The 18114-nt window shown below is 41.9% G+C and carries 16 protein-coding genes; 9 read left to right on the plus strand and 7 right to left on the minus strand.

Annotated features, from left to right (window positions below; genetic code table 11):
* Positions 1-54 precede the first annotated feature (54 nt).
* On the minus strand, positions 55-2097 hold the full coding sequence (gene prlC / locus ST37_RS05075; RefSeq protein ID WP_084884337.1) for an oligopeptidase A: 2043 nt from the start codon (positions 2095-2097) through the stop codon (positions 55-57).
* 147 nt (positions 2098-2244) lie between these two features.
* Here prlC and ST37_RS05080 point away from each other — a divergent pair, with 147 nt between their 5' ends.
* The 8 genes from ST37_RS05080 (at position 2245) to ST37_RS05115 (ending at position 11208) form a co-directional block, all read left to right on the plus strand.
* Complete coding sequence (locus ST37_RS05080) at positions 2245-3084, plus strand: 23S rRNA (adenine(2030)-N(6))-methyltransferase RlmJ (protein ID WP_084884339.1); 840 nt, start codon at positions 2245-2247, stop codon at positions 3082-3084.
* 181 nt (positions 3085-3265) lie between these two features.
* On the plus strand, positions 3266-4618 hold the full coding sequence (gene gorA, locus ST37_RS05085) for a glutathione-disulfide reductase (RefSeq protein ID WP_084884341.1): 1353 nt from the start codon (positions 3266-3268) through the stop codon (positions 4616-4618).
* Positions 4619-4710: 92 nt separating this feature from the next.
* Positions 4711-5913, plus strand: coding sequence for a site-specific integrase (locus ST37_RS05090; RefSeq protein WP_084884343.1), 1203 nt, complete (start codon positions 4711-4713; stop codon positions 5911-5913).
* Positions 5906-7609: a hypothetical protein gene (locus tag ST37_RS05095; protein ID WP_084884345.1), complete on the plus strand. Its 1704-nt coding sequence runs from the start codon at positions 5906-5908 to the stop codon at positions 7607-7609. The genes ST37_RS05090 and ST37_RS05095 overlap by 8 nt, the downstream gene beginning before the upstream one ends.
* Before the next feature lie 9 nt (positions 7610-7618).
* A complete protein-coding gene (locus ST37_RS05100; RefSeq protein WP_084884347.1) occupies positions 7619-9712 on the plus strand; it encodes an integrase in 2094 nt (697 codons plus the stop codon).
* Positions 9699-10133, plus strand: coding sequence for a hypothetical protein (locus tag ST37_RS05105; protein WP_084884348.1), 435 nt, complete (start codon positions 9699-9701; stop codon positions 10131-10133). Before ST37_RS05100 ends, ST37_RS05105 begins: the two co-directional genes overlap by 14 nt.
* 11 nt (positions 10134-10144) lie before the next feature.
* The gene (locus ST37_RS05110; RefSeq protein ID WP_084884350.1) at positions 10145-10609 is read left to right on the plus strand and encodes a hypothetical protein; all 465 of its coding nucleotides are present in this window, start codon (positions 10145-10147) and stop codon (positions 10607-10609) included.
* On the plus strand, positions 10606-11208 hold the full coding sequence (locus ST37_RS05115) for a hypothetical protein (protein WP_084884352.1): 603 nt from the start codon (positions 10606-10608) through the stop codon (positions 11206-11208). Before ST37_RS05110 ends, ST37_RS05115 begins: the two co-directional genes overlap by 4 nt.
* Here ST37_RS05115 and ST37_RS05120 read toward each other — a convergent pair.
* From ST37_RS05120 to ST37_RS05145, 6 genes are all read right to left on the minus strand, one after another.
* Positions 11189-11647, minus strand: a complete 459-nt coding sequence (locus ST37_RS05120) for a Mov34/MPN/PAD-1 family protein (protein WP_084884353.1) — start codon at positions 11645-11647, stop codon at positions 11189-11191. The genes ST37_RS05115 and ST37_RS05120 overlap by 20 nt on opposite strands.
* The gene (locus ST37_RS05125; protein ID WP_084884355.1) at positions 11635-13371 is read right to left on the minus strand and encodes a ThiF family adenylyltransferase; all 1737 of its coding nucleotides are present in this window, start codon (positions 13369-13371) and stop codon (positions 11635-11637) included. Before ST37_RS05125 ends, ST37_RS05120 begins: the two co-directional genes overlap by 13 nt.
* Positions 13371-14627 (minus strand): cyclic GMP-AMP synthase DncV-like nucleotidyltransferase, encoded by a 1257-nt coding sequence (locus ST37_RS05130; RefSeq protein ID WP_084884357.1) that lies wholly within the window; start codon positions 14625-14627, stop codon positions 13371-13373. Before ST37_RS05130 ends, ST37_RS05125 begins: the two co-directional genes overlap by 1 nt.
* The gene (locus ST37_RS05135) at positions 14624-15631 is read right to left on the minus strand and encodes a CBASS cGAMP-activated phospholipase (protein WP_084884358.1); all 1008 of its coding nucleotides are present in this window, start codon (positions 15629-15631) and stop codon (positions 14624-14626) included. The genes ST37_RS05130 and ST37_RS05135 overlap by 4 nt, the downstream gene beginning before the upstream one ends.
* A 139-nt stretch (positions 15632-15770) precedes the next feature.
* Complete coding sequence (locus ST37_RS05140) at positions 15771-17141, minus strand: DEAD/DEAH box helicase family protein (RefSeq protein WP_084884360.1); 1371 nt, start codon at positions 17139-17141, stop codon at positions 15771-15773.
* The gene (locus tag ST37_RS05145) at positions 17135-17659 is read right to left on the minus strand and encodes a hypothetical protein (protein WP_143698131.1); all 525 of its coding nucleotides are present in this window, start codon (positions 17657-17659) and stop codon (positions 17135-17137) included. The genes ST37_RS05140 and ST37_RS05145 overlap by 7 nt, the downstream gene beginning before the upstream one ends.
* Positions 17660-17760: 101 nt before the next feature.
* On the opposite strand from ST37_RS05145, the gene ST37_RS05150 reads away from it, so the two are divergent.
* On the plus strand, positions 17761-18078 hold the full coding sequence (locus tag ST37_RS05150) for a helix-turn-helix transcriptional regulator (protein ID WP_084884362.1): 318 nt from the start codon (positions 17761-17763) through the stop codon (positions 18076-18078).
* The last annotated feature ends 36 nt before the right edge of the window (positions 18079-18114 follow it).

Here is an 18114-nt window from a genome sequence, read left to right on the forward strand (position 1 = left end):
TAAATGAAAAGTGAAAAGTCTCAACGACTTTTCACTTTTCTTACTCGTTAACAATTAAGCAGCAATGCCCGCATGTCTCAACATGGCATCAATCTGCGGCTCACGTCCTCTGAATCGTTTAAACAGCTCCATTGGCTCTTCGCTGCCTCCCATCTCCAAAATGTTTTGCAAAAAGCTTTGCCCAGTCTCTGTATTGAAGATGCCTTCTTCTTCAAAGCGTGAAAACGCATCAGAAGAGAGTACTTCCGCCCACAAGTAGCTGTAATACCCTGCGCTGTATCCGCCGGCAAAGATATGACTAAAGCTGTGCGAGAAGCGGTTCCATTCTAGACTTGGCAGCACGGCCACTTTGGCTTTTACCTCGGCTAATGTCTCTAGTACCTTGGCTCCAACCTCAGGGTCGTACTCGTTGTGTAAGGTGAAATCAAACAAACCAAACTCGAGCTGACGCAAAATAAACATCGCCGATTGGAAGTTCTTGGCGGCCAACATTTTATCGAGCATCTCTTTAGGAAGTGGCTCGCCAGTCTGGTAATGACCTGAGATAAAGGCTAGTGCTTGCTCTTCCCAACACCAGTTCTCCAAGAATTGACTCGGAAGCTCTACCGCATCCCAAGGTACCCCGTTAATCCCAGACACCGGCGCTACCGAAATCTTGGTCAACATATGGTGTATTCCATGCCCAAATTCATGGAATAACGTTACAACTTCGTCGTGGGTAAACAGTGCGGGTTTATCTCCGACTGGCTTATTGAAGTTACAAGTTAAATACGCCACGGGCGACTGGATCTCACCAGAGAGTGTTTCGCGGCGTACTCGACACTCATCCATCCATGCACCACCACGCTTGTGTTCGCGGGCGTAAAGGTCGAGGTAGAAACTGCCTCGCAGCTCGTCTTGGCTGTCGAAGATATCGAAAAACCTTACCGACTCGTGCCAGACATCGACGCCTTGTCTCTCGACAACTTGCATGCCAAAGACACGTTTCACGACTTCAAACAGCCCTGAAACCACCCGCTGCTCAGGGAAATAGGGACGCAATTGCTCGTCAGAAATGCTAAACAATTTCTGTTTTTGTTTTTCGCTGTAGTAAGCAATATCCCAAAGGTTTAGCTCACTCACATCAAATGTTTGCTTGGCAAATTCGCGAAGCTCTTCAACTTCACGTTCGCCTTGAGGTTTGGCTTTTTTAGCTAGATCATTGAGAAAACCAGAGACTTGCTCTGGTGTCTCCGCCATTTTGGTCGCTAGAGACTTCTCGCTGTACGAAGAAAATCCAAGTAAGCGAGCGATTTCATGTCTCAACTTTAGCTCTTCTGTGATGATTTCGCTGTTATCCCATTCTCCCGCATTAGGGCCACGATCCGATGCACGAGTGACAAAAGCCTCATACATTTCTTGACGCAATTCGCTGCTATCGGCATAGGTCATCACAGGAATATAAGACGGCATCTCCAATGTTAGAAGGTAACCATCAAGTTCTTTGGCCTCTGCCGCCGCTTTTGCTGCCGCCAATGCCGACTCAGGCATTCCCGACAGCTCTTTAACGTCACTGACGTGCTTACTCCACGCCATAGTCGCGTCGAGGACATTATTGGAAAACTGCGAGCCAAGCTCGGACAAGCGCTTACTGATTTCACCGTAGCGATGCTGCTCATCGGCGGGCAAAGCAATACCCGACAATTCAAAGTCTCTTAACATATCAGTGATGGTCTTCTGCTTCGCTTGAGGCAGTGTGGCAAAGTCTTCGGACTGATGCATACTTTTGTACGCGTCGTACAGACCCTTATGTTGCCCAACCCAAGTGCTGTACTCCGACAGCAAAGGCAAGCAGCTTTCGTAAGCTTCACGTAATTCGTTGCTGTTCAGTACAGAGTTCATGTGACTGACCGGCGACCACAAACGACTTAATGTGTCTTCGGTTTCTAAATGTGGCGCACAAATGCTTTCCCATGTCGGTGTTTGGTTGCTGTCGAGCACACGCTCTACTGTGGCGCGGCAATCGGCAATGGCTTTTTCTACTGCCGGTTTAACATGCTCTGGCTTTATGCTCGAAAAGGGAGGGAGATCGGTGATGCTTAGCAGAGGGTTTGACATAGAGAATCCTTATCCAGTTGTTTTTCCAAATAACATCGTGCAATAGTCGATGAATGGATGGGCTACTACATACAATGTAGACGCTGTGGTGAAAAATCAATAGTGGCGTATAATCTGTGCCATCGTCTTTACGCTTTAGGAGCGCCTGTGCTCAGTTATCGTCACAGTTTTCATGCTGGCAATCACGCCGACGTGGTAAAACACATTGTTCAAAGCCTTATATTGGATTCACTAAAACAAAAAGAGAAGCCCTTTGTTTATCATGACACTCATTCGGGAGTTGGGCGCTATGACCTCACCCACGAATGGTCCGAAAAAACGGGGGAATACAAACAAGGTATTGAACGCGTCTGGCTTGCGCCCAACAAACCCGATGCGCTAAACAGCTACTTATCAAGCGTTGAAGCTCTTAATAAAGATGGTTCACTCCGTTATTACCCGGGCTCACCACGTGTCGCGAGAGCGCAGCTTCGTCGCAACGATCGCATGACATTAACCGAACTGCACCCCAGTGACTTTCCACTTCTAGAGCAAGAGTTTCATCGTGATAGACAAGTAAGCATCTATAAAGAAGATGGGTTTTCTCGGTTAAAAGCAAGCTTGCCCCCTAAAGAGCGTCGCGGTTTGGTGTTGATAGACCCACCTTACGAATTGGCCAAAGAGTATCGGGATGTCGTTACCGCAATAGCGCAAAGTCACAAGCGCTGGGCCACCGGCATTTATGCCATTTGGTACCCAGTGGTAAATCGCTACGACATTGACGATATGCTTGAGGGATTGAAAGGCCTAGGTATTCGCAAAATCTTACAGATTGAGTTAGGCGTCTCCCCTGACACAAACGAGCGAGGTATGACCGCATCGGGGATGATCGTTATTAATCCTCCCTGGAAGCTGGAAGGCCAAATGCAAGAAATACTGCCTTACCTTAAAGAGGTGATTGCTCCGGCTACCGGGCACTTTAACGTTGAGTGGGTGGTTCCGGAATAACTATGATCAAAAGTGGGGTCTGCGCGCAAGTGGGTATCGTACACACCATCACTTTTATCTTATAACTGAACAGACTAACAGCTTACGGCAAAGTTAAGCAGGCGGGGCTTGAAAACCTACCCCGTCTCCCCAATTAATTCTTTTACACTCGATAAACATAGCCTTGACTGGGAGAAAGGACATGGCGACACATTTTGATTATATCTGTATTGGTGGCGGCTCAGGAGGCATAGCCTCGGCAAACCGTGCGGCGATGTATGGTGCGAAAGTTGCGCTGATTGAAGCCCAAGATCTCGGTGGCACCTGTGTCAATGTAGGCTGTGTACCGAAAAAGGTCATGTGGCATGGCGCGCAAGTTGCCGAAGCGATCAACCTTTACTCAGAAGATTACGGCTTTGATGTTGAAGTCAAAGGCTTTGATTGGAGTAAATTGGTTGAAAGTCGCCAAGCTTATATTGGCCGTATTCATGAATCTTACGACCGTGTCCTAGGCAACAATAAAGTCAATGTGATCCGTGGTTTTGCTAAGTTTGTCGACGCAAACACTGTTGAAGTCAATGGTGAGCATTATACCGCCGACCATATATTGATCGCCGTTGGCGGACGTCCAAGCATTCCAAACATTCCTGGTGCTGAGCATGGTATTGACTCAAATGGCTTCTTTGAGCTGCAAGAGCAACCAAAACGCGTTGCGGTAATTGGAGCAGGTTACATCGCTGTGGAAATTGCCGGTGTATTGCACGCACTGGGTACTGAAACCCATTTGTTCTGCCGTAAAGAATCCCCGCTTCGCAGCTTCGATCCAATGATCATCGACACCTTGGTTGAAGTGATGGAAGCAGAGGGTCCAACGCTTCACACTCATTCCGTACCAAAAGAAGTGGTTAAGGAAGCCGACGGTAGCCTGACTCTTCACCTAGAAAACGGCAACACGCACAATGTGGATCAGCTGATCTGGGCGATTGGTCGCCATCCTGCAACCGATGCGATAAACCTTGCTGCAACTGGTGTACAAACTAACGAGCGCGGCTACATCAAAGTGGATGAGTACCAAACCACCAATGTGGATGGCATTTACTGTGTCGGCGACATTATGGAAGGCGGAATAGAACTAACCCCTGTAGCGGTTAAAGCCGGACGTCAACTGTCAGAGCGTCTGTTCAACGGTAAAACCAACGCTAAGATGGATTACGAGCTTGTTCCTACCGTCGTGTTCAGTCACCCACCGATCGGCACCATTGGTTTAACCACGCAGCAAGCAGAAGAGAAATACGGCAAAGACAATATCAAAGTGTACACCTCTGGCTTTACCGCGATGTATACCGCTGTCACTAAACACCGCCAACCTTGCAAAATGAAACTCATCTGTGCTGGTGACGAAGAAACCATTGTCGGTCTGCATGGGATTGGATTTACCGTTGATGAAATGATCCAGGGATTTGGTGTTGCCATGAAGATGGGCGCAACCAAAGCCGACTTTGACTCCGTCGTCGCGATCCACCCAACGGGTTCTGAGGAATTTGTTACTATGTAGATCTTTTTATGGAAAACTAAACTGTAGATTTTCATAGTCTGGAAAACTGAACTACCCTCATTAAAGTCTTATCTTTTTTGAGGGTATTTTTTATGGTTTACGTCGTTGACTCATCACCAGTTAATGTTCCCAGAATATACCCGCAAGCATCACCAGATACCCCTTCCATTGCACTAAAGGGGTTTCCAACCTTCTATAGTTCCGATCATCAATACTTGATGCCTGTTAACCTATGGATGAACTATTTAGTAAATATCCGGAGATCCAAAGATTTAAACTCTGTAGTTCGAGCGATTAAAAGATACTGGCAATTTTTGGAAGCGAAACAACTGAGATGGGATGATTTTCCATCTACGAAATATCTACGTCCAACCTACCGCTTTAGAAATGATGATTTACTCAGCAGTGCTCGAAATGGTGAAATTCAATTTTCTACCGCATCCTTGTACATGCTTCATGTCATCAAATTTTATGAATGGTGTATTGCCCATCGACTCTTACATGTGACTGAGCACGCTAAACCATTTGAGTATGAGCTGGTTAAAGTGCAGAACCAGGGGATGATGAGACATCTAAGTCCTCAGTTTCTTGTAACAAGTACAGACCTACGTATTAAAGTTCCAAAACGTGCAAACATTCAGTCATTGAATCCATTAAGTAAAGAAGAAGTTCGACTATACGCCCTCGAGTTAACCAACTTTGGCATTGAGTTTGTGTTACATCAGTTATTGCAAATTCACTCTGGGCTAAGAATTAATGAAGCCTGTACTTTCCCCCATTCTCTTGCCCTTAATGAACTCCGAGTAGGCTTATACAAAGAAGTTGCGATAGGACCCGCAAACAGCGTTGTTACGAAATATAGTAAAGAGCGAAAAGTAGAAATCCCAGCAAAGTTAGCTGTTTTACTCCACTCTTACGCAACATCTATTAGGCGAAAGAAACGCCTAAAAGGAAAAGAAAGCCCATTCTTGCTAGTTACAAAAAATGGAACTCCATTCAACACAAACAATGTACAGCAATCTTTCCGACGACTAAAAAAAAGCATAGAAGTAAATCATTCCGTGCAGTTTAAACACCGAACTCATGACCTCAGAGCAACTTACTGCACCTACCGATTATCTTCATTGCTTGAGTATGGACTACAAAAGAATGCAGTTATGCAAATGATGGCCTGGATGGGGCACAACAGCGAAAGCACCATATGGAGATATGTAGACTATCTGGAGAGAGAAAAGAGCGTTCAGAATGCCACTAGTTTTTTAGACCAAATACTAGAGGAAGCAATATATGAATGAAATAACACACCATCCAGAATTGGTAGTAAGCCTCAAAATCGGTATATCTAAATATCAGTCATTTGATTTCAATCGATTTCGCTACCTTGGAGTTCCCCCAAAAAAACAAATTGAAAAGGCAAAATTCGCTAACCGCGACAAGCTAGTTCACAAGTGGGCAGATACCCTGGGAAGAAACCAAGAATATTCTGACCAGACGAAGTTTGGTTATTTCCATGATTTAACTCGATATATAAATTTTACAGACAACCGGATGCTCAACCCCGAATCAGAGGAGGCCGCGAATGCTTGGGAGCAGCACCTCATTGAAAAAGTTAGACTAGGAAGCATGCCTGTAAATACAGCACAAAAGCATAACAGCGCAATACGATGCCTATTAAAGCTCTTGGGCTACCCTGTCGAAAAGTGGTTCTCTCCTCATGGGCTATTCCGCCGAGAGTCAAACCCAACAGAAGCTTATTCAGATACAGAGATAAAAACTCTTCTGAAGCTTATCCAACCACTTTTCAATCAGCTTTATAAGCAAATAGCTTCCAACCTCCCTCTCTACCTGAACGCCCAGCCAAGAGATAAGTTTGCATCTATCCAGCTTAAAGGTCGCAACTGCCAAGTCGCTGGAGCAATAACTAAGTGCTTCACACTGGGATACTTCTTGATGTCGTATTACACATGGGGCAATAGCACTACCATTCTGAAAATGAAAAAATTTAAGCAGTCAGACCTGAGTGATAATATCGTATATTCTCAAAGCATACTTAAAGCCAGAGCTAACAAGTATGTGACTATTTCGATTGGTGAAAACAACAGTCAGCATGTCCCTAAACATGCACTAAGATTCATCAGAAAGCTTCTAGACCTCAGTAACCTAATAGCCCCTGATAGCGAGCACCTCTTTTTTAAGGTTAGTAGAGGAAAGGCTACCGCCCTTGAATCCTCAAACCTTCGTGACATAACCAATTGGCTGCTTGAATATTTCAATCCAATTGATGATTACGGGAAACCACTACGACCAATGGCTAAAAGGTTCAGAGCTTCAGGTAGTGCTCGTTATTTGGATTTAACGGGAGATGCAATTGGTGTCGCAAACCTACTCGGCAACACTCCTCAAACATTAAGCCGTCATTACACAACAGGCAGTCCCATAGAAAACAAGAAGCAATTACAGGCTGCTGCTCATACGCTAGAAGCAGTTGCTCGTTGTTCTGACTTAGCTGAGTCAAAAAATTATGCGAAGCAACAACTGGAAGTTGAGGTACTTCCATATGACGAGTTCCTAGAAAAATACTCATCATTTAAAAAGAAACCACAGGCGACAATCATAGGTTCTGGTTGCAAAGACCCCTTTGGTACCCAAGCTGGTAGCTACAGAAGAAAAATGAACTTCAGCCCAAAAGACTTAGATGTCGAGCACCTAGCTTGTTCAGATATCTTGAAATGCTTTAGCTGTCCCAACCAAGTGATCCTTGAAGAAGTCGAAGATATTTGGTGCTTGATGAGTTTTAAAGAGGCTGTAAACGACTCTCTTGCAAATCACTCGAATAGACAGCAATTCGAAAGAAACTTTAGAGACTTAGTAGACAAGATCGAAATAGCTATTTTTAAGATCGATCCTGCTATACGACGAAAAGCCCAAAACAAGCTTAAAAAAGAAGGTCGACATTGTTTATGGCCAGAAGGGATTAATGACCTGTTTTAGGAGTCAATAATGAGAGTATTACTAGAGCTTCCGAGTAGTAAGGTTCTAAAAGAAAACCAAAACGGGCATCTACATATCCTTGACCTATATGGAAAAAATGACTTCTCGTCTCTTTACAAAATACCAGTAACCAAGAACTTTTCGGGGGCCACTGTCAGTTTTTTTGGTGATGAAGAATGGGATCTAACCGCTTATGTTGATAGAAAAATTACCAACAAATATAAGATAACGTTTTCTGACATCTCATCACAACCATTAGCTAATGAGATCAAGCTAATCTGCTTCATTTGGATATATACATCCGCCGGGCAAGGTCGCTCGTCACCGCTGAAGCCAACTTCTCTAATAGCAATTCATAGTAAGTTGACACAAATCTACAAGTACTTAGACAGATTGAAGTTAGATAGCATTTCAAACCTATCCCATCCCGTACTTTTTTATGAGTTTTGCAATCATATTCAAGCCTTGAACTATAGCTTTATAAGCGCACAGCACATATTCGCAGCTCTCGGGAAAGTGCAAAAATCATTCAAATATTTACCTTTCTCACTAGAACTTCCTACAGATCAAGGGCCAGGAGAACTCGCGTCAGAATACTGCTGCCCCACAAAAAGTAAATCAGATCAATTCTATGCTATGCCGACATCAGTTATGGAAAAAATATACTCTTGGTGCATTGATTTCATTGAAGAGTTACACCCTCACAAAGAACTGTTAAGCGAACTAGCCTCAGAGATGAGACTCAATTATACAATAGGGAAAAAACTCATCGATAAAAAGATAGATTCTGGCACATGGAAATGGCTGAGCTACGACTCTCCTGATTACCGTATTGAAATTAATAAATCCAAACCCATACCGTACAAGAACATCATTGAATCTTTTTTAATTGGCTCACCTATCGAAAAATACTATATCCCCACAGCGTCGCACATGCAGGGTTGGTTTAGCAAAGTTTTGACTGCTTGCTACATTCTATGTGCAGCATTCACGGGAATGCGAAGAAATGAGTTGTATGGACTCCACTCAGATAGCTTCAAAACTCGAATATTCAATGGCAAAACAATTTACACACTTCAGTCTTATCACCACAAAATGACTCAAGGAAGAGGACAATTGACCGAGTGGGTTACATCTCCTGTTACAGGTAAAGCTATTGAGTTAGCAGAGGCCTTAACACGACACATGCGAGTCGAATTATTCTCAAGCCCTAATCCAATGAAAAATCATGAAGCTAGCTGTCTTTGGATAACTCAATCAAGAAAAAGTGAAGAGCCAAAATTAATGTATGAGGGGCACTTAAGGTATCACTTCGACTTGATAGCTCAAGAGGCAGGTGCAATTGTTAACCAGCAAGTTCTTGATGAATTTAAGCTAATCAACCCGAATAGAAATCCTCTGCACGCTGACAAAAAGATTCAACTAGGAAAAGTTTGGCGTGTCACAACCCACCAATTTCGCCGAACTTATGCAGTATTCGTACGGCGGCATAACCTTTGCTCTCTAACTGCTGTTAAAGACCAGTTCAAACACCTCGATATTCCAACAACTGATTGGTACGGGGAAGGTAGTACGGCCGCAGAGTTAAGGGGAATAGAAAAAGATTCCGAGCTTAAAGAGCTTATAAGATCTGTCGCCAATGAGGTGATCATAGATAACGTGTATCGCTGGTTTAATTCAAGCGAAAAGCTATACGGCAAAAGAGGTCTTGAGATAATGAAAGAACGAGGGTCTATCCCTTCAGACCTAAAAACCAGAGAACAAATACAAGAACTTGTTGAAAAGGGAGTGATTGATTTAGTTGGAACGCTCCACTCATATTGCCTTGCCGGCTATGAGTGTCGCATGGATAAAGTTGCATCCCCTGCGAGCTGTTTTAAATGTGAAAACCAACTTATTGACGAGGATAAAGCCCAAAACTGGATACATCGACACAAATGGGCGTCAGAACAAGTTATTTACCTAGATTCAATTAACCGATTAACATCTTCAATTGAAAGCCACTACATAACCCAGATTCGTGCCACCGAAAGAGTGATGCACTACTTTAAGATTCCTTTTAAAAAGTTTGACCTCAAGGGGACAGATCATGGGCAACTCTAGTATAACAAGAGCTAAAATAGAAGAAGCGCTACAACGTATACTTCAAGGAAAACCCCAAATAGTATCTTCTGCACAAAAGCTTTCTGTAAAAGCAGTTGAAGAAGAAGCAGGTCTGGGTAGCGGATCTGTTTATTACTACCCAGAGATTGTAAGTAAAATCAAAGAGCACTCTTTGAAGAAACATGGCAACAACAAAAATAGCTCTCTATATGAAGAGAAAATCTCATCTCTTCGTGAACAGTTAAAAAAAGAAAAGAGACTAAAAGAAAAGTATCGAACCGAGGTTACTGAGCTCAAAACTCAGCTTGCCAACATGGCGAGTCAGCATAACCAACTAGCTCTGGTAATCCAACAATACCAATATCAAGTCGCCGAATTAGACGCTACAATAATCTCGCACAAACCACCACATAAAGACTAGTTGCTATTGATATGTTAGAAATCCGTTCACAAGAAACGTTAATTATGCTTTTAGACACCTTAACCCAAGTGAAGCATCTTGCGAATCATGATTTTTCTGGTGTTGGTTTGGTAGTTTATAAGGATATAAAAAACATTCCCATATTCCCTCTTCATCGGCAAAACTTCAAAATAAATCCAAACGGTTTGGTCTCAGATTTACTTGAAATCTCGAGCTACAGTAGCGAGTATCACGATGGCTTTCACTTTATTTCCGAAGATTTTGAAATGTCTCATGTTGCTCAATATTTTTCTCCGCCGATCATATCAAATGCTAGCGTTGATTATTCAAAGGCTCTCGGAGGTAGATTTATGGCTGCTTTATTCGGTTCATACGTTCAAGGTGTATTACTAACCGGAGTTCTAACCAGAGGTAATGGTATTATAATTTTTGAACATGGAAATACAGTTTACTCAAAATGCTGGCATAAAATATGATAAACCTGATACCAATAAGTAAAATAATTGCAATCGTCGCTGTGTTATATGCTGCAATAATCGCAGCCCTCCTAACTGCTTTGTACACGCCCGATGTCAGCATACTCTCCAATATTGCTATGGCTTTAAAAGGAGCTACGGGACTGAACCTTTTACTTATACTTTTGTTCTCTTTTGGATGGAGGTGGTTATGGCGCACGTTCCCAAAATTGAACCACTATTTTTTCCCAGACCTAAACGGGAAATGGGAAATGTCTATTCATTGGAATTCGGAGAAAGATAGTGGGATCGCTTATGCTACAGCATATATTAAACAAGACTTCGTAAGGATAAGTATGGAGGTTGTCTCAGAAGATTCCGAGTCGAGTACTTTATTGGCAAAACCCAAAAAAGATCCTGAATCAGGTAGACCAATTTTGTATTATATCTATCGAAACACACCAACCCAAAAAAACGGAAACAAAGATACATCTTACGATGGAACAGCTGTACTAAAGCTAAACCATGATGACTTCAAAATCTTAAATGGGAACTACTATACGGACAGGCTAACCCATGGTCATTACGAGCTAAAAAGAACTAAAACTCATACTCGGTGACATCGATAAAGCCCCCGCCATTCCACATTCCATACCAATTTGCCTTACGACCAAGAATCACCAGTAGCACAGGCCTTTGAGGTAACTTTTTTCGCCATTCACTATAGTCTAGAGGTGAAGGCAATGGATAATCTTGTGGATGAGTATGCCAATCACCAATATGGGTCTGGATAAAACCTGACCCTAACCAAGCTTTATTCGCAGCTTTCTGGTGATGTGGACTGCGCCTACCAAATCTACACCGGCTCCTTTGGTCTAACTCACCAGGCTCCGTTACAGAAAGAATACGAAGGTCATCTCCACGATATTCACCAATAAGAATCCCTCCTGCTTCTCTTGATGAAGTCTCGAATTGTCTATATTTCAGTGTTGGACTCAGAGCTCCCGCTTCGACTAAAACTTTAGTACCATCTTCGGCGACTAAAATTAACTCCTGCATGATGGGCAATCCGATTTTTTTTTAAGTTTCTTGTCCTTTAATTCAATAGCTTCATTGGATACTCTCCTCATCAGGAGGCTAGGGGCTTTCTTATTCCTATCCCTCAATAACTGGACAGCTAATGAAGCAGCCAACATGCTTGCCTCTGAACCGAAAGGTAAATGATTTTCTCCGCAAGATCTCTTGAAAAGATGAGAGACATCAGGCTCCTTTCCATTTGCAAAGGAAGGATAAAGTTCGGTTTTGACTGAACCCTTTGAATAGTCGAACTGACAAGCATAGCAACCATTAACACCATCATCTAACATGGATTTCGCTGTATGCCCGTAACCAGAGATCCAACTATGGATGAGAAGAATTTTCCCACCTTGAGATCTATACTCAGAAACCTTAGAAGATAAATTCAGAGAAAAAGCCTGATCTCCTGTAGCATCCAAAATTAAATCAAAACGGGATAAATCTGAGCTCAAGTTAAATTTACCCTCAGCCCGTATATCCAAATCAAGACCTTGCTCTTCTATATAATGTTTAAGTGAATCGCTCTTTCTTTCACCTATGAACTTTATTCCAAGTATATGTCTACCTACATTACCAACTTTCAGCACATCATTATCATAAATGACTAAATGGCCTGAATCATGTCCAGCACCAACCTGACATATACTATGAGCCAAATAACCACCAATTGTTCCAGCCCCAATGAGAGCAACTCTCTTATTACTCAAAATAGGAGAAGAAGTTGCTCGGTTTCGCTCTATCACATAATCGGGAGAGCATGGTATTACATCGAGAGGGAATATTTTCTCTCTAGAGTTATCAAATATTCTCTTGCGTAGCTTGTCTCGAGCTTGCTTCCCACGGCCTCTTCGTGATTTAGGCCCATAATGATTGACAATTGCTTTACGCATTTCCGTCGGTAAATTAAATGATACTCCAAAAAATTCTTTCTCATATTGAAAAATAACATTGACAAAAGTATTCCAATCCTTACTCCATTTACCTAGTTTCGCTAAAGCAACTAGAAGCCTTTCTAGTACAAGAGGCTCATTGCTAGCCATTAAGAGCCAGTTACTAAAATCTTCGAGGGACTTTGGTGGCCACGGATGATCATAGTGAATGTATGGAGCTTGAGTTAATTTCACAAATACAGCTGAGTTACGGTACTCAATAAGTCCTACGGCACTTCTACTATGCGCCCACTTCTCAGCTATCTTTCGCTCAGATGCAACAACATACTCCGTAGAGCTAATTCCGTTTATAGCCTCTCTTTCAAAGCTATATACATCCAAGTTTTTGTTGAGCTCTGTACTTTCTAAAAGGTACGTAGGGATTCCCCCCCAATAAAGACTAAACTCAGCAACATAATCCCCGCTATAATCTCCAGACTCCCATAGTTCAATAACTTCTTCTACTTTGTGTAACCAGCTCGAAACTAACTCATTGATATCCATAGGATCTATGATAGACGTATCACTAAATAAGCAGCAGTACTTCCCTAAGAGTAAATGTGGAAGCCTCCGATTACGTAGTTGTTCTGGCAATGATTCAACTATTGGGAAAGGGGCTCGATTAAATGAATCTTCCGTTATTTCAAACTTAATTGTGTATATTCCAGAAGCTTTAGAAAAACTCTTACTAAAGCAGTAGTCATCTCCTCCAAATTTTGGGTGGAATATATAGCCATGAGCTAAAAATTCTTTGGCTGCTAATTGTAGCTTCCCCATTACCCAGCGTCCTGATTAACCACATTAGGTTGGGGTTGAGCTTTTGCAGGCTGTGAACGTATTGCAGCCGCGACAGAGCTTGTCGACGTTAGTAAATCTAACAAACTAGGAAAACGACTTCCAAATGACTTTTTAAGCTTCATGATTGCATCATTTTTCGTTTTCGCGCTAATCGCACTCTGCAAAGATTCATGTAGTTCTACTGCAGACTCGTATATTTCATCAATCTCGGTTTTTGACATCTCTTTTTTTGGAAATAACAGCTCACCTTTGTCTTTCTCTGCATCATTAGGTATACCGTTTAGCAACTGATCTGGTAAACATTTGACACATTCCAATAAAGCTTCACCATCACTTAGCTTTTCCATGGAACGCGACCTAGACATTTGTTGAAAAGAAAGAACTACACTCGTCATTAATGCTACTGAAGATGGTCCACCTGATTTAAAAGCATGATCACGCCATGCTTTTAAATACCTGCATACTCGACGACAAACATCTTCACCTCCAACGAGATCTTTATAGAATTTAAAGTTTTGTTTAAAGTAATCATTAAGGACTGCGGGATCACTAACTGTCCAAGATTCTGCATTCCTAAGCGCCAAATTGACTTCATTTTGTTCTAGCCTAGTTCTTGTGTCTGATTTAGTTAAGACACCATCAAAAGCGTTCATGACTGCTTTTTCAAGCATGGCTTCATGTCGTTGCTTTGGTACAGCGTAAAGCGGAACATCTACATGTGTTACATCATCAATAATCAAGCGCGCACACGTATTTTTCTTATCTGAAAAAGCCCAGCCTTTCCGTTTAGCCAAATTCAATAGTGTATTGTCGACAAAACTAAAAAATAGATCTTTGCTTATCAATGGCTTATCTTCAAACATATCAATAGGCAAGTAAATACCATCATCCAAATCCATTTGTTGCGGAGCTTGGCAAGGTGAATTCATGGTCTTGTAGACAAATGATCCTTGTGAAGCAAACTTCGGCTTTAATTTTTGCAAAGATTTCTTTTGCTCGCTGGATAACTTCTTTAAATCTTCTGATAAGAAAAGCGTTGATGAGTTGGAGATGTAACACATTTGACCATTGATGCTACTGAAACTACTTGATAGCTCAGTAAACTTATCTCTTAACTCATTTCGAACTTCTTCTCGAATAACTCTCAGTTTTTTGAACTGTTCCGGCTCGGGAGTAATCTCGGCGATAAAGCCATTTTTAGGATGATTTAATGCTTTTGATATATCAAAATTCATATTTTTCCGCCTGTCGTATCATAGAACTGTGGCTTTGGAGCCTGATGAGAAAAAAAGCTTTTCACACTTACATCACCTAATGAGCTTTGAGCACGGTCTGCACCGTAACGTTTCAAAAGGTTCGCTGACTCTTCACTTGAATCTGCAAGGTCAATTTCATGCACGTTTGGGTCATCAATATGAACTAACCTATCACCTAAATAATGAGAAGCCATCGTAACTTGCCAATACTCTGATACATCCATCATTAAACTTAATAAGTCTTGTCCACTAGACCACTCATTAAGATACCCTTTATCTCCTGTCGATTTAGCTGCTAACCTTTTCTTACTTCCCATGGTTCCGATACACATCATATGTATATGTTCTGGGTCTATTCCAAGAAAGCGGCTGCACGCCAACTCATGATATGTAATAAAACTGGGTAAATTCGCAAATAACCCACCATCAAGCATAAGTCCATCATTAGAAGAATGAGCAGGGAAATATGTAGGGGCAGCACTAGTAGACATTGCTACATCACTCACTAACCTCTCACCATCAAATGTAAACTCTTTATGGTGTGGCGTCTTAAATGCCTTAGGACGTCCTGTAGTTCCATTTACCGCAGGGATAACAACCTTAGTTCGCAGATCTCTTAACTTTATATCACCTATAGAACCAACAACTACGTCCTTCAGCGCTTGAGGACTAAAAGCGGTACCGAATGCTTGATTTTTCGTTCGCCGAATTCTCGCCCAAAAGTTATTTTTGGGGCTAGGAAAGATTTCACACCTTTTTGAATCGATGAGCTCTAGTAAACTGCGCGCGGTTTTTCCTGATGCAAGCCCTAAAGCCAAAATACCACCAATAGATGTACCTGATATAATGTCAAAGTGTTTTGCTATGTTGTAATTAGGGTCTCCCTTCGAGAGATTCGCCTCAATTTCAGCTAAAAGCTTAATAGTATATAAACCACGAACCCCACCACCACTAAGCACAAGGGCCTGAACCCTTGGTTTCATTTCATCTTCCAACTTGACGTTTAACTCATTAGGTAAAACAATACTAGAACGATACCATAAAAATAAAAACTTGATTGCTTACCTTGTCAAGCATTTGAATACGCTTACTAATTTTAAAGAAAATACAACCTTGCAATGCCTACTGAAAAGCAGAAAGAACTCTTTCTTTAAACTTACCGAGTCTTAGTTCATCTCCAATTATTCTTGAGGTCGACGTAAGAGAAGAAATAGCAGGTTTGCCCCATTGAAAGGTATTATCGCTTGTTTCAACGATGTTCCTCGATGTTATACCAAGACCTTGAGTTTTAATGGAAGGTAGCTCGATATTCATATCTTTGGGGGTACTCATAAACGCACAAGAACCTGGGATGTCCTGTTCTATCCGCTCTGCAAACTCTATAAGGTTTTGTTCTGCGAAAGTGAAGAGCCACGCTTGCTGGTTTATTGAGCCATTAACTCTAAGAATACGCCCAAGCACTTGCCTAAAGTACAGTTCTGTCTTGACCGAACTAATGTGACAACAAACTTGGAGGCGAGGAATATCTGTGCCTTCGCTGATCATTCCAACACTTACAATCCATTGTGTATGACTCCGGCGATAACGTTCAATTTCAACTAAAGGTTCTTCATGACGATATGTGACAATTGAGACGGTTTGCGAGTACTTTTGAGACAGTATCTTTGCAATGTTTTGTGCATGTTGAACGGAAGACGCAACAACTAATCCTCCCGCATCTGGAGATTGGGAGCGGAGCTCTGCAAGCTTTTTACACCCCAGTCCAAGTAAGTATTCCATCGCTTCTTGATTGTGAATGACACTTTGGTACGAGGTTTTAGTCTGTTTGAGCATCTCTAGTATTGAGGAAAATGATTCAACCTTTTCATCACTGATTACCGACAAATGCTCATTGTCTACTAGGACCAACTTTGGAATTCTGCAAACCTTATCAGCAATAGCTTGCTTCAACGTATATTGATAGTCGACCTGAAGCTGCCCCTCAGGGTCACTGTAATCACCCAACACGATAGGCAAAGCATCGGACCGCCACGGGGTTCCTGACATAGCGAGTGTGTAGGTGGCAAGTCCCTGAATCTTTGTAAGTACTTGTTGTCCCCAAACATTTGCATTTTCTACATCCGAACCTGAGCAATGATGAATCTCATCAAAGACTACGAACACTCTTCGGTTACGGAGAGTTTGCCAAAATTCATCACTAAGAAATTGAATTGATTGATAGGTTAGCGACTGCCCAATTGAACCTAACCCACCATTAAAAGTGCAATTAAGAGTGTTCGAGAAGGTTCTTTTTATTCCATTCGAAACAGTTAACGACGGAGAAAAACACAACACAAGATCGACCATATCATCTTGCAACAATCTTGAAGCAATCGTGGCTGCCAGCACAGTTTTACCAGCCCCTGGTGTGGCTTGGCAAAAGAAGTGACGATGGTTATCTTTAAATTTTCTTAATGCCCGTTCAGAACACTCTCTCTGCCAAGCTCTCAGCATGCTTGTTTTCCTTCATAGAGAACCTTCAGAATATTTGTTAAGCCATTAACTTTTCCCAGTAGGTACGCTGAACGTTCTTTTGCTTCTCCAAGAAGCGTGATTAGTTTGGGTTCCAGTTCAGGAAATCTAGCTTTGAGGGAGTGGTATTCATCAATCTCACCCAAAACAATCTCTAGTTCCCCTTTACATTGATTGCACTCACTCACTAACACCGAGTAGTCACGGCTCGAATCAATCTCAATATCTACATTTCCTGACTTTGGCGCCACATTGAGAGCTTTAAAGGTGTCTGTCTGAAAGTATCTTTTTTGACGACCGCTCCCTTCACTTCTAAGCCAACCTTTTTTTATAAACCGTAAGATTTGTCGATAAACCTTTTTGCGCGCTTCATCAGGATCAATGGGAGAACTTCTTAGAACAATAAACTCATCCCTTAATTCAATTACTGAGAAGCCATCCAATGTTCTTTCAATCAACAACTTGTACATCTCTGAACTGATCTTCATAGAACGTTTCATGTATTACTAACACCATCAAAAACTAAGGATTGCTTAGTATACAGAAATCAGTAAAACTAAGAAAATCTTAGTTAAGTTGAACTTTAAGATATGAACCATAAGTGTCAATCCAAAATCCAATCCCACAGCGCCTCAAAGAAGCGCGTAAAAAAGCAAAACTCTCTCAGAAAGCCTTGGGAGTGCGAATAGGTATGGATGAAAGCTCTGCAAGTCCGAGAATGAACCAATACGAAAAAGGGAAACATACACCAGATGTGCAGACGCTAAAATTAATTGCAGATGAGCTTGGTGTGCCATTGAATTACTTTTTTTGTGAAGATGAAATATCTGCTCATTTAGCCATTGCGATAAACCGACTAACACCACTACAACAAGAAGCTTTACTCAACTACATCTCTGAGCTAGACACTGGTAGCTAGTTTGATATTGCTTGAGCTAAGTACTATTAAAACTAG

Source organism: Vibrio sp. qd031 (assembly GCF_002100145.1).
In the GTDB taxonomy this organism is placed as follows: Bacteria; Pseudomonadota; Gammaproteobacteria; order Enterobacterales; family Vibrionaceae; genus Vibrio.

What these genes read in the sequence shown, in the direction of transcription:
- prlC (WP_084884337.1), bottom strand. Translation starts at nt 2,097, where the DNA reads ATGTCAAACCCTCTGCTAAGCATCACCGATCTCCCTCCCTTTTCGAGC.
- gorA (WP_084884341.1), top strand. Translation starts at nt 3,266, where the DNA reads ATGGCGACACATTTTGATTATATCTGTATTGGTGGCGGCTCAGGAGGC.
- ST37_RS05090 (WP_084884343.1), top strand. Translation starts at nt 4,711, where the DNA reads ATGGTTTACGTCGTTGACTCATCACCAGTTAATGTTCCCAGAATATAC.
- ST37_RS05095 (WP_084884345.1), top strand. Translation starts at nt 5,906, where the DNA reads ATGAATGAAATAACACACCATCCAGAATTGGTAGTAAGCCTCAAAATC.
- ST37_RS05100 (WP_084884347.1), top strand. Translation starts at nt 7,619, where the DNA reads ATGAGAGTATTACTAGAGCTTCCGAGTAGTAAGGTTCTAAAAGAAAAC.
- ST37_RS05105 (WP_084884348.1), top strand. Translation starts at nt 9,699, where the DNA reads ATGGGCAACTCTAGTATAACAAGAGCTAAAATAGAAGAAGCGCTACAA.
- ST37_RS05110 (WP_084884350.1), top strand. Translation starts at nt 10,145, where the DNA reads ATGTTAGAAATCCGTTCACAAGAAACGTTAATTATGCTTTTAGACACC.
- ST37_RS05115 (WP_084884352.1), top strand. Translation starts at nt 10,606, where the DNA reads ATGATAAACCTGATACCAATAAGTAAAATAATTGCAATCGTCGCTGTG.
- ST37_RS05120 (WP_084884353.1), bottom strand. Translation starts at nt 11,647, where the DNA reads ATGCAGGAGTTAATTTTAGTCGCCGAAGATGGTACTAAAGTTTTAGTC.
- ST37_RS05125 (WP_084884355.1), bottom strand. Translation starts at nt 13,371, where the DNA reads ATGGGGAAGCTACAATTAGCAGCCAAAGAATTTTTAGCTCATGGCTAT.
- ST37_RS05130 (WP_084884357.1), bottom strand. Translation starts at nt 14,627, where the DNA reads ATGAATTTTGATATATCAAAAGCATTAAATCATCCTAAAAATGGCTTT.
- ST37_RS05135 (WP_084884358.1), bottom strand. Translation starts at nt 15,631, where the DNA reads ATGAAACCAAGGGTTCAGGCCCTTGTGCTTAGTGGTGGTGGGGTTCGT.
- ST37_RS05140 (WP_084884360.1), bottom strand. Translation starts at nt 17,141, where the DNA reads ATGCTGAGAGCTTGGCAGAGAGAGTGTTCTGAACGGGCATTAAGAAAA.
- ST37_RS05145 (WP_143698131.1), bottom strand. Translation starts at nt 17,659, where the DNA reads ATGAAACGTTCTATGAAGATCAGTTCAGAGATGTACAAGTTGTTGATT.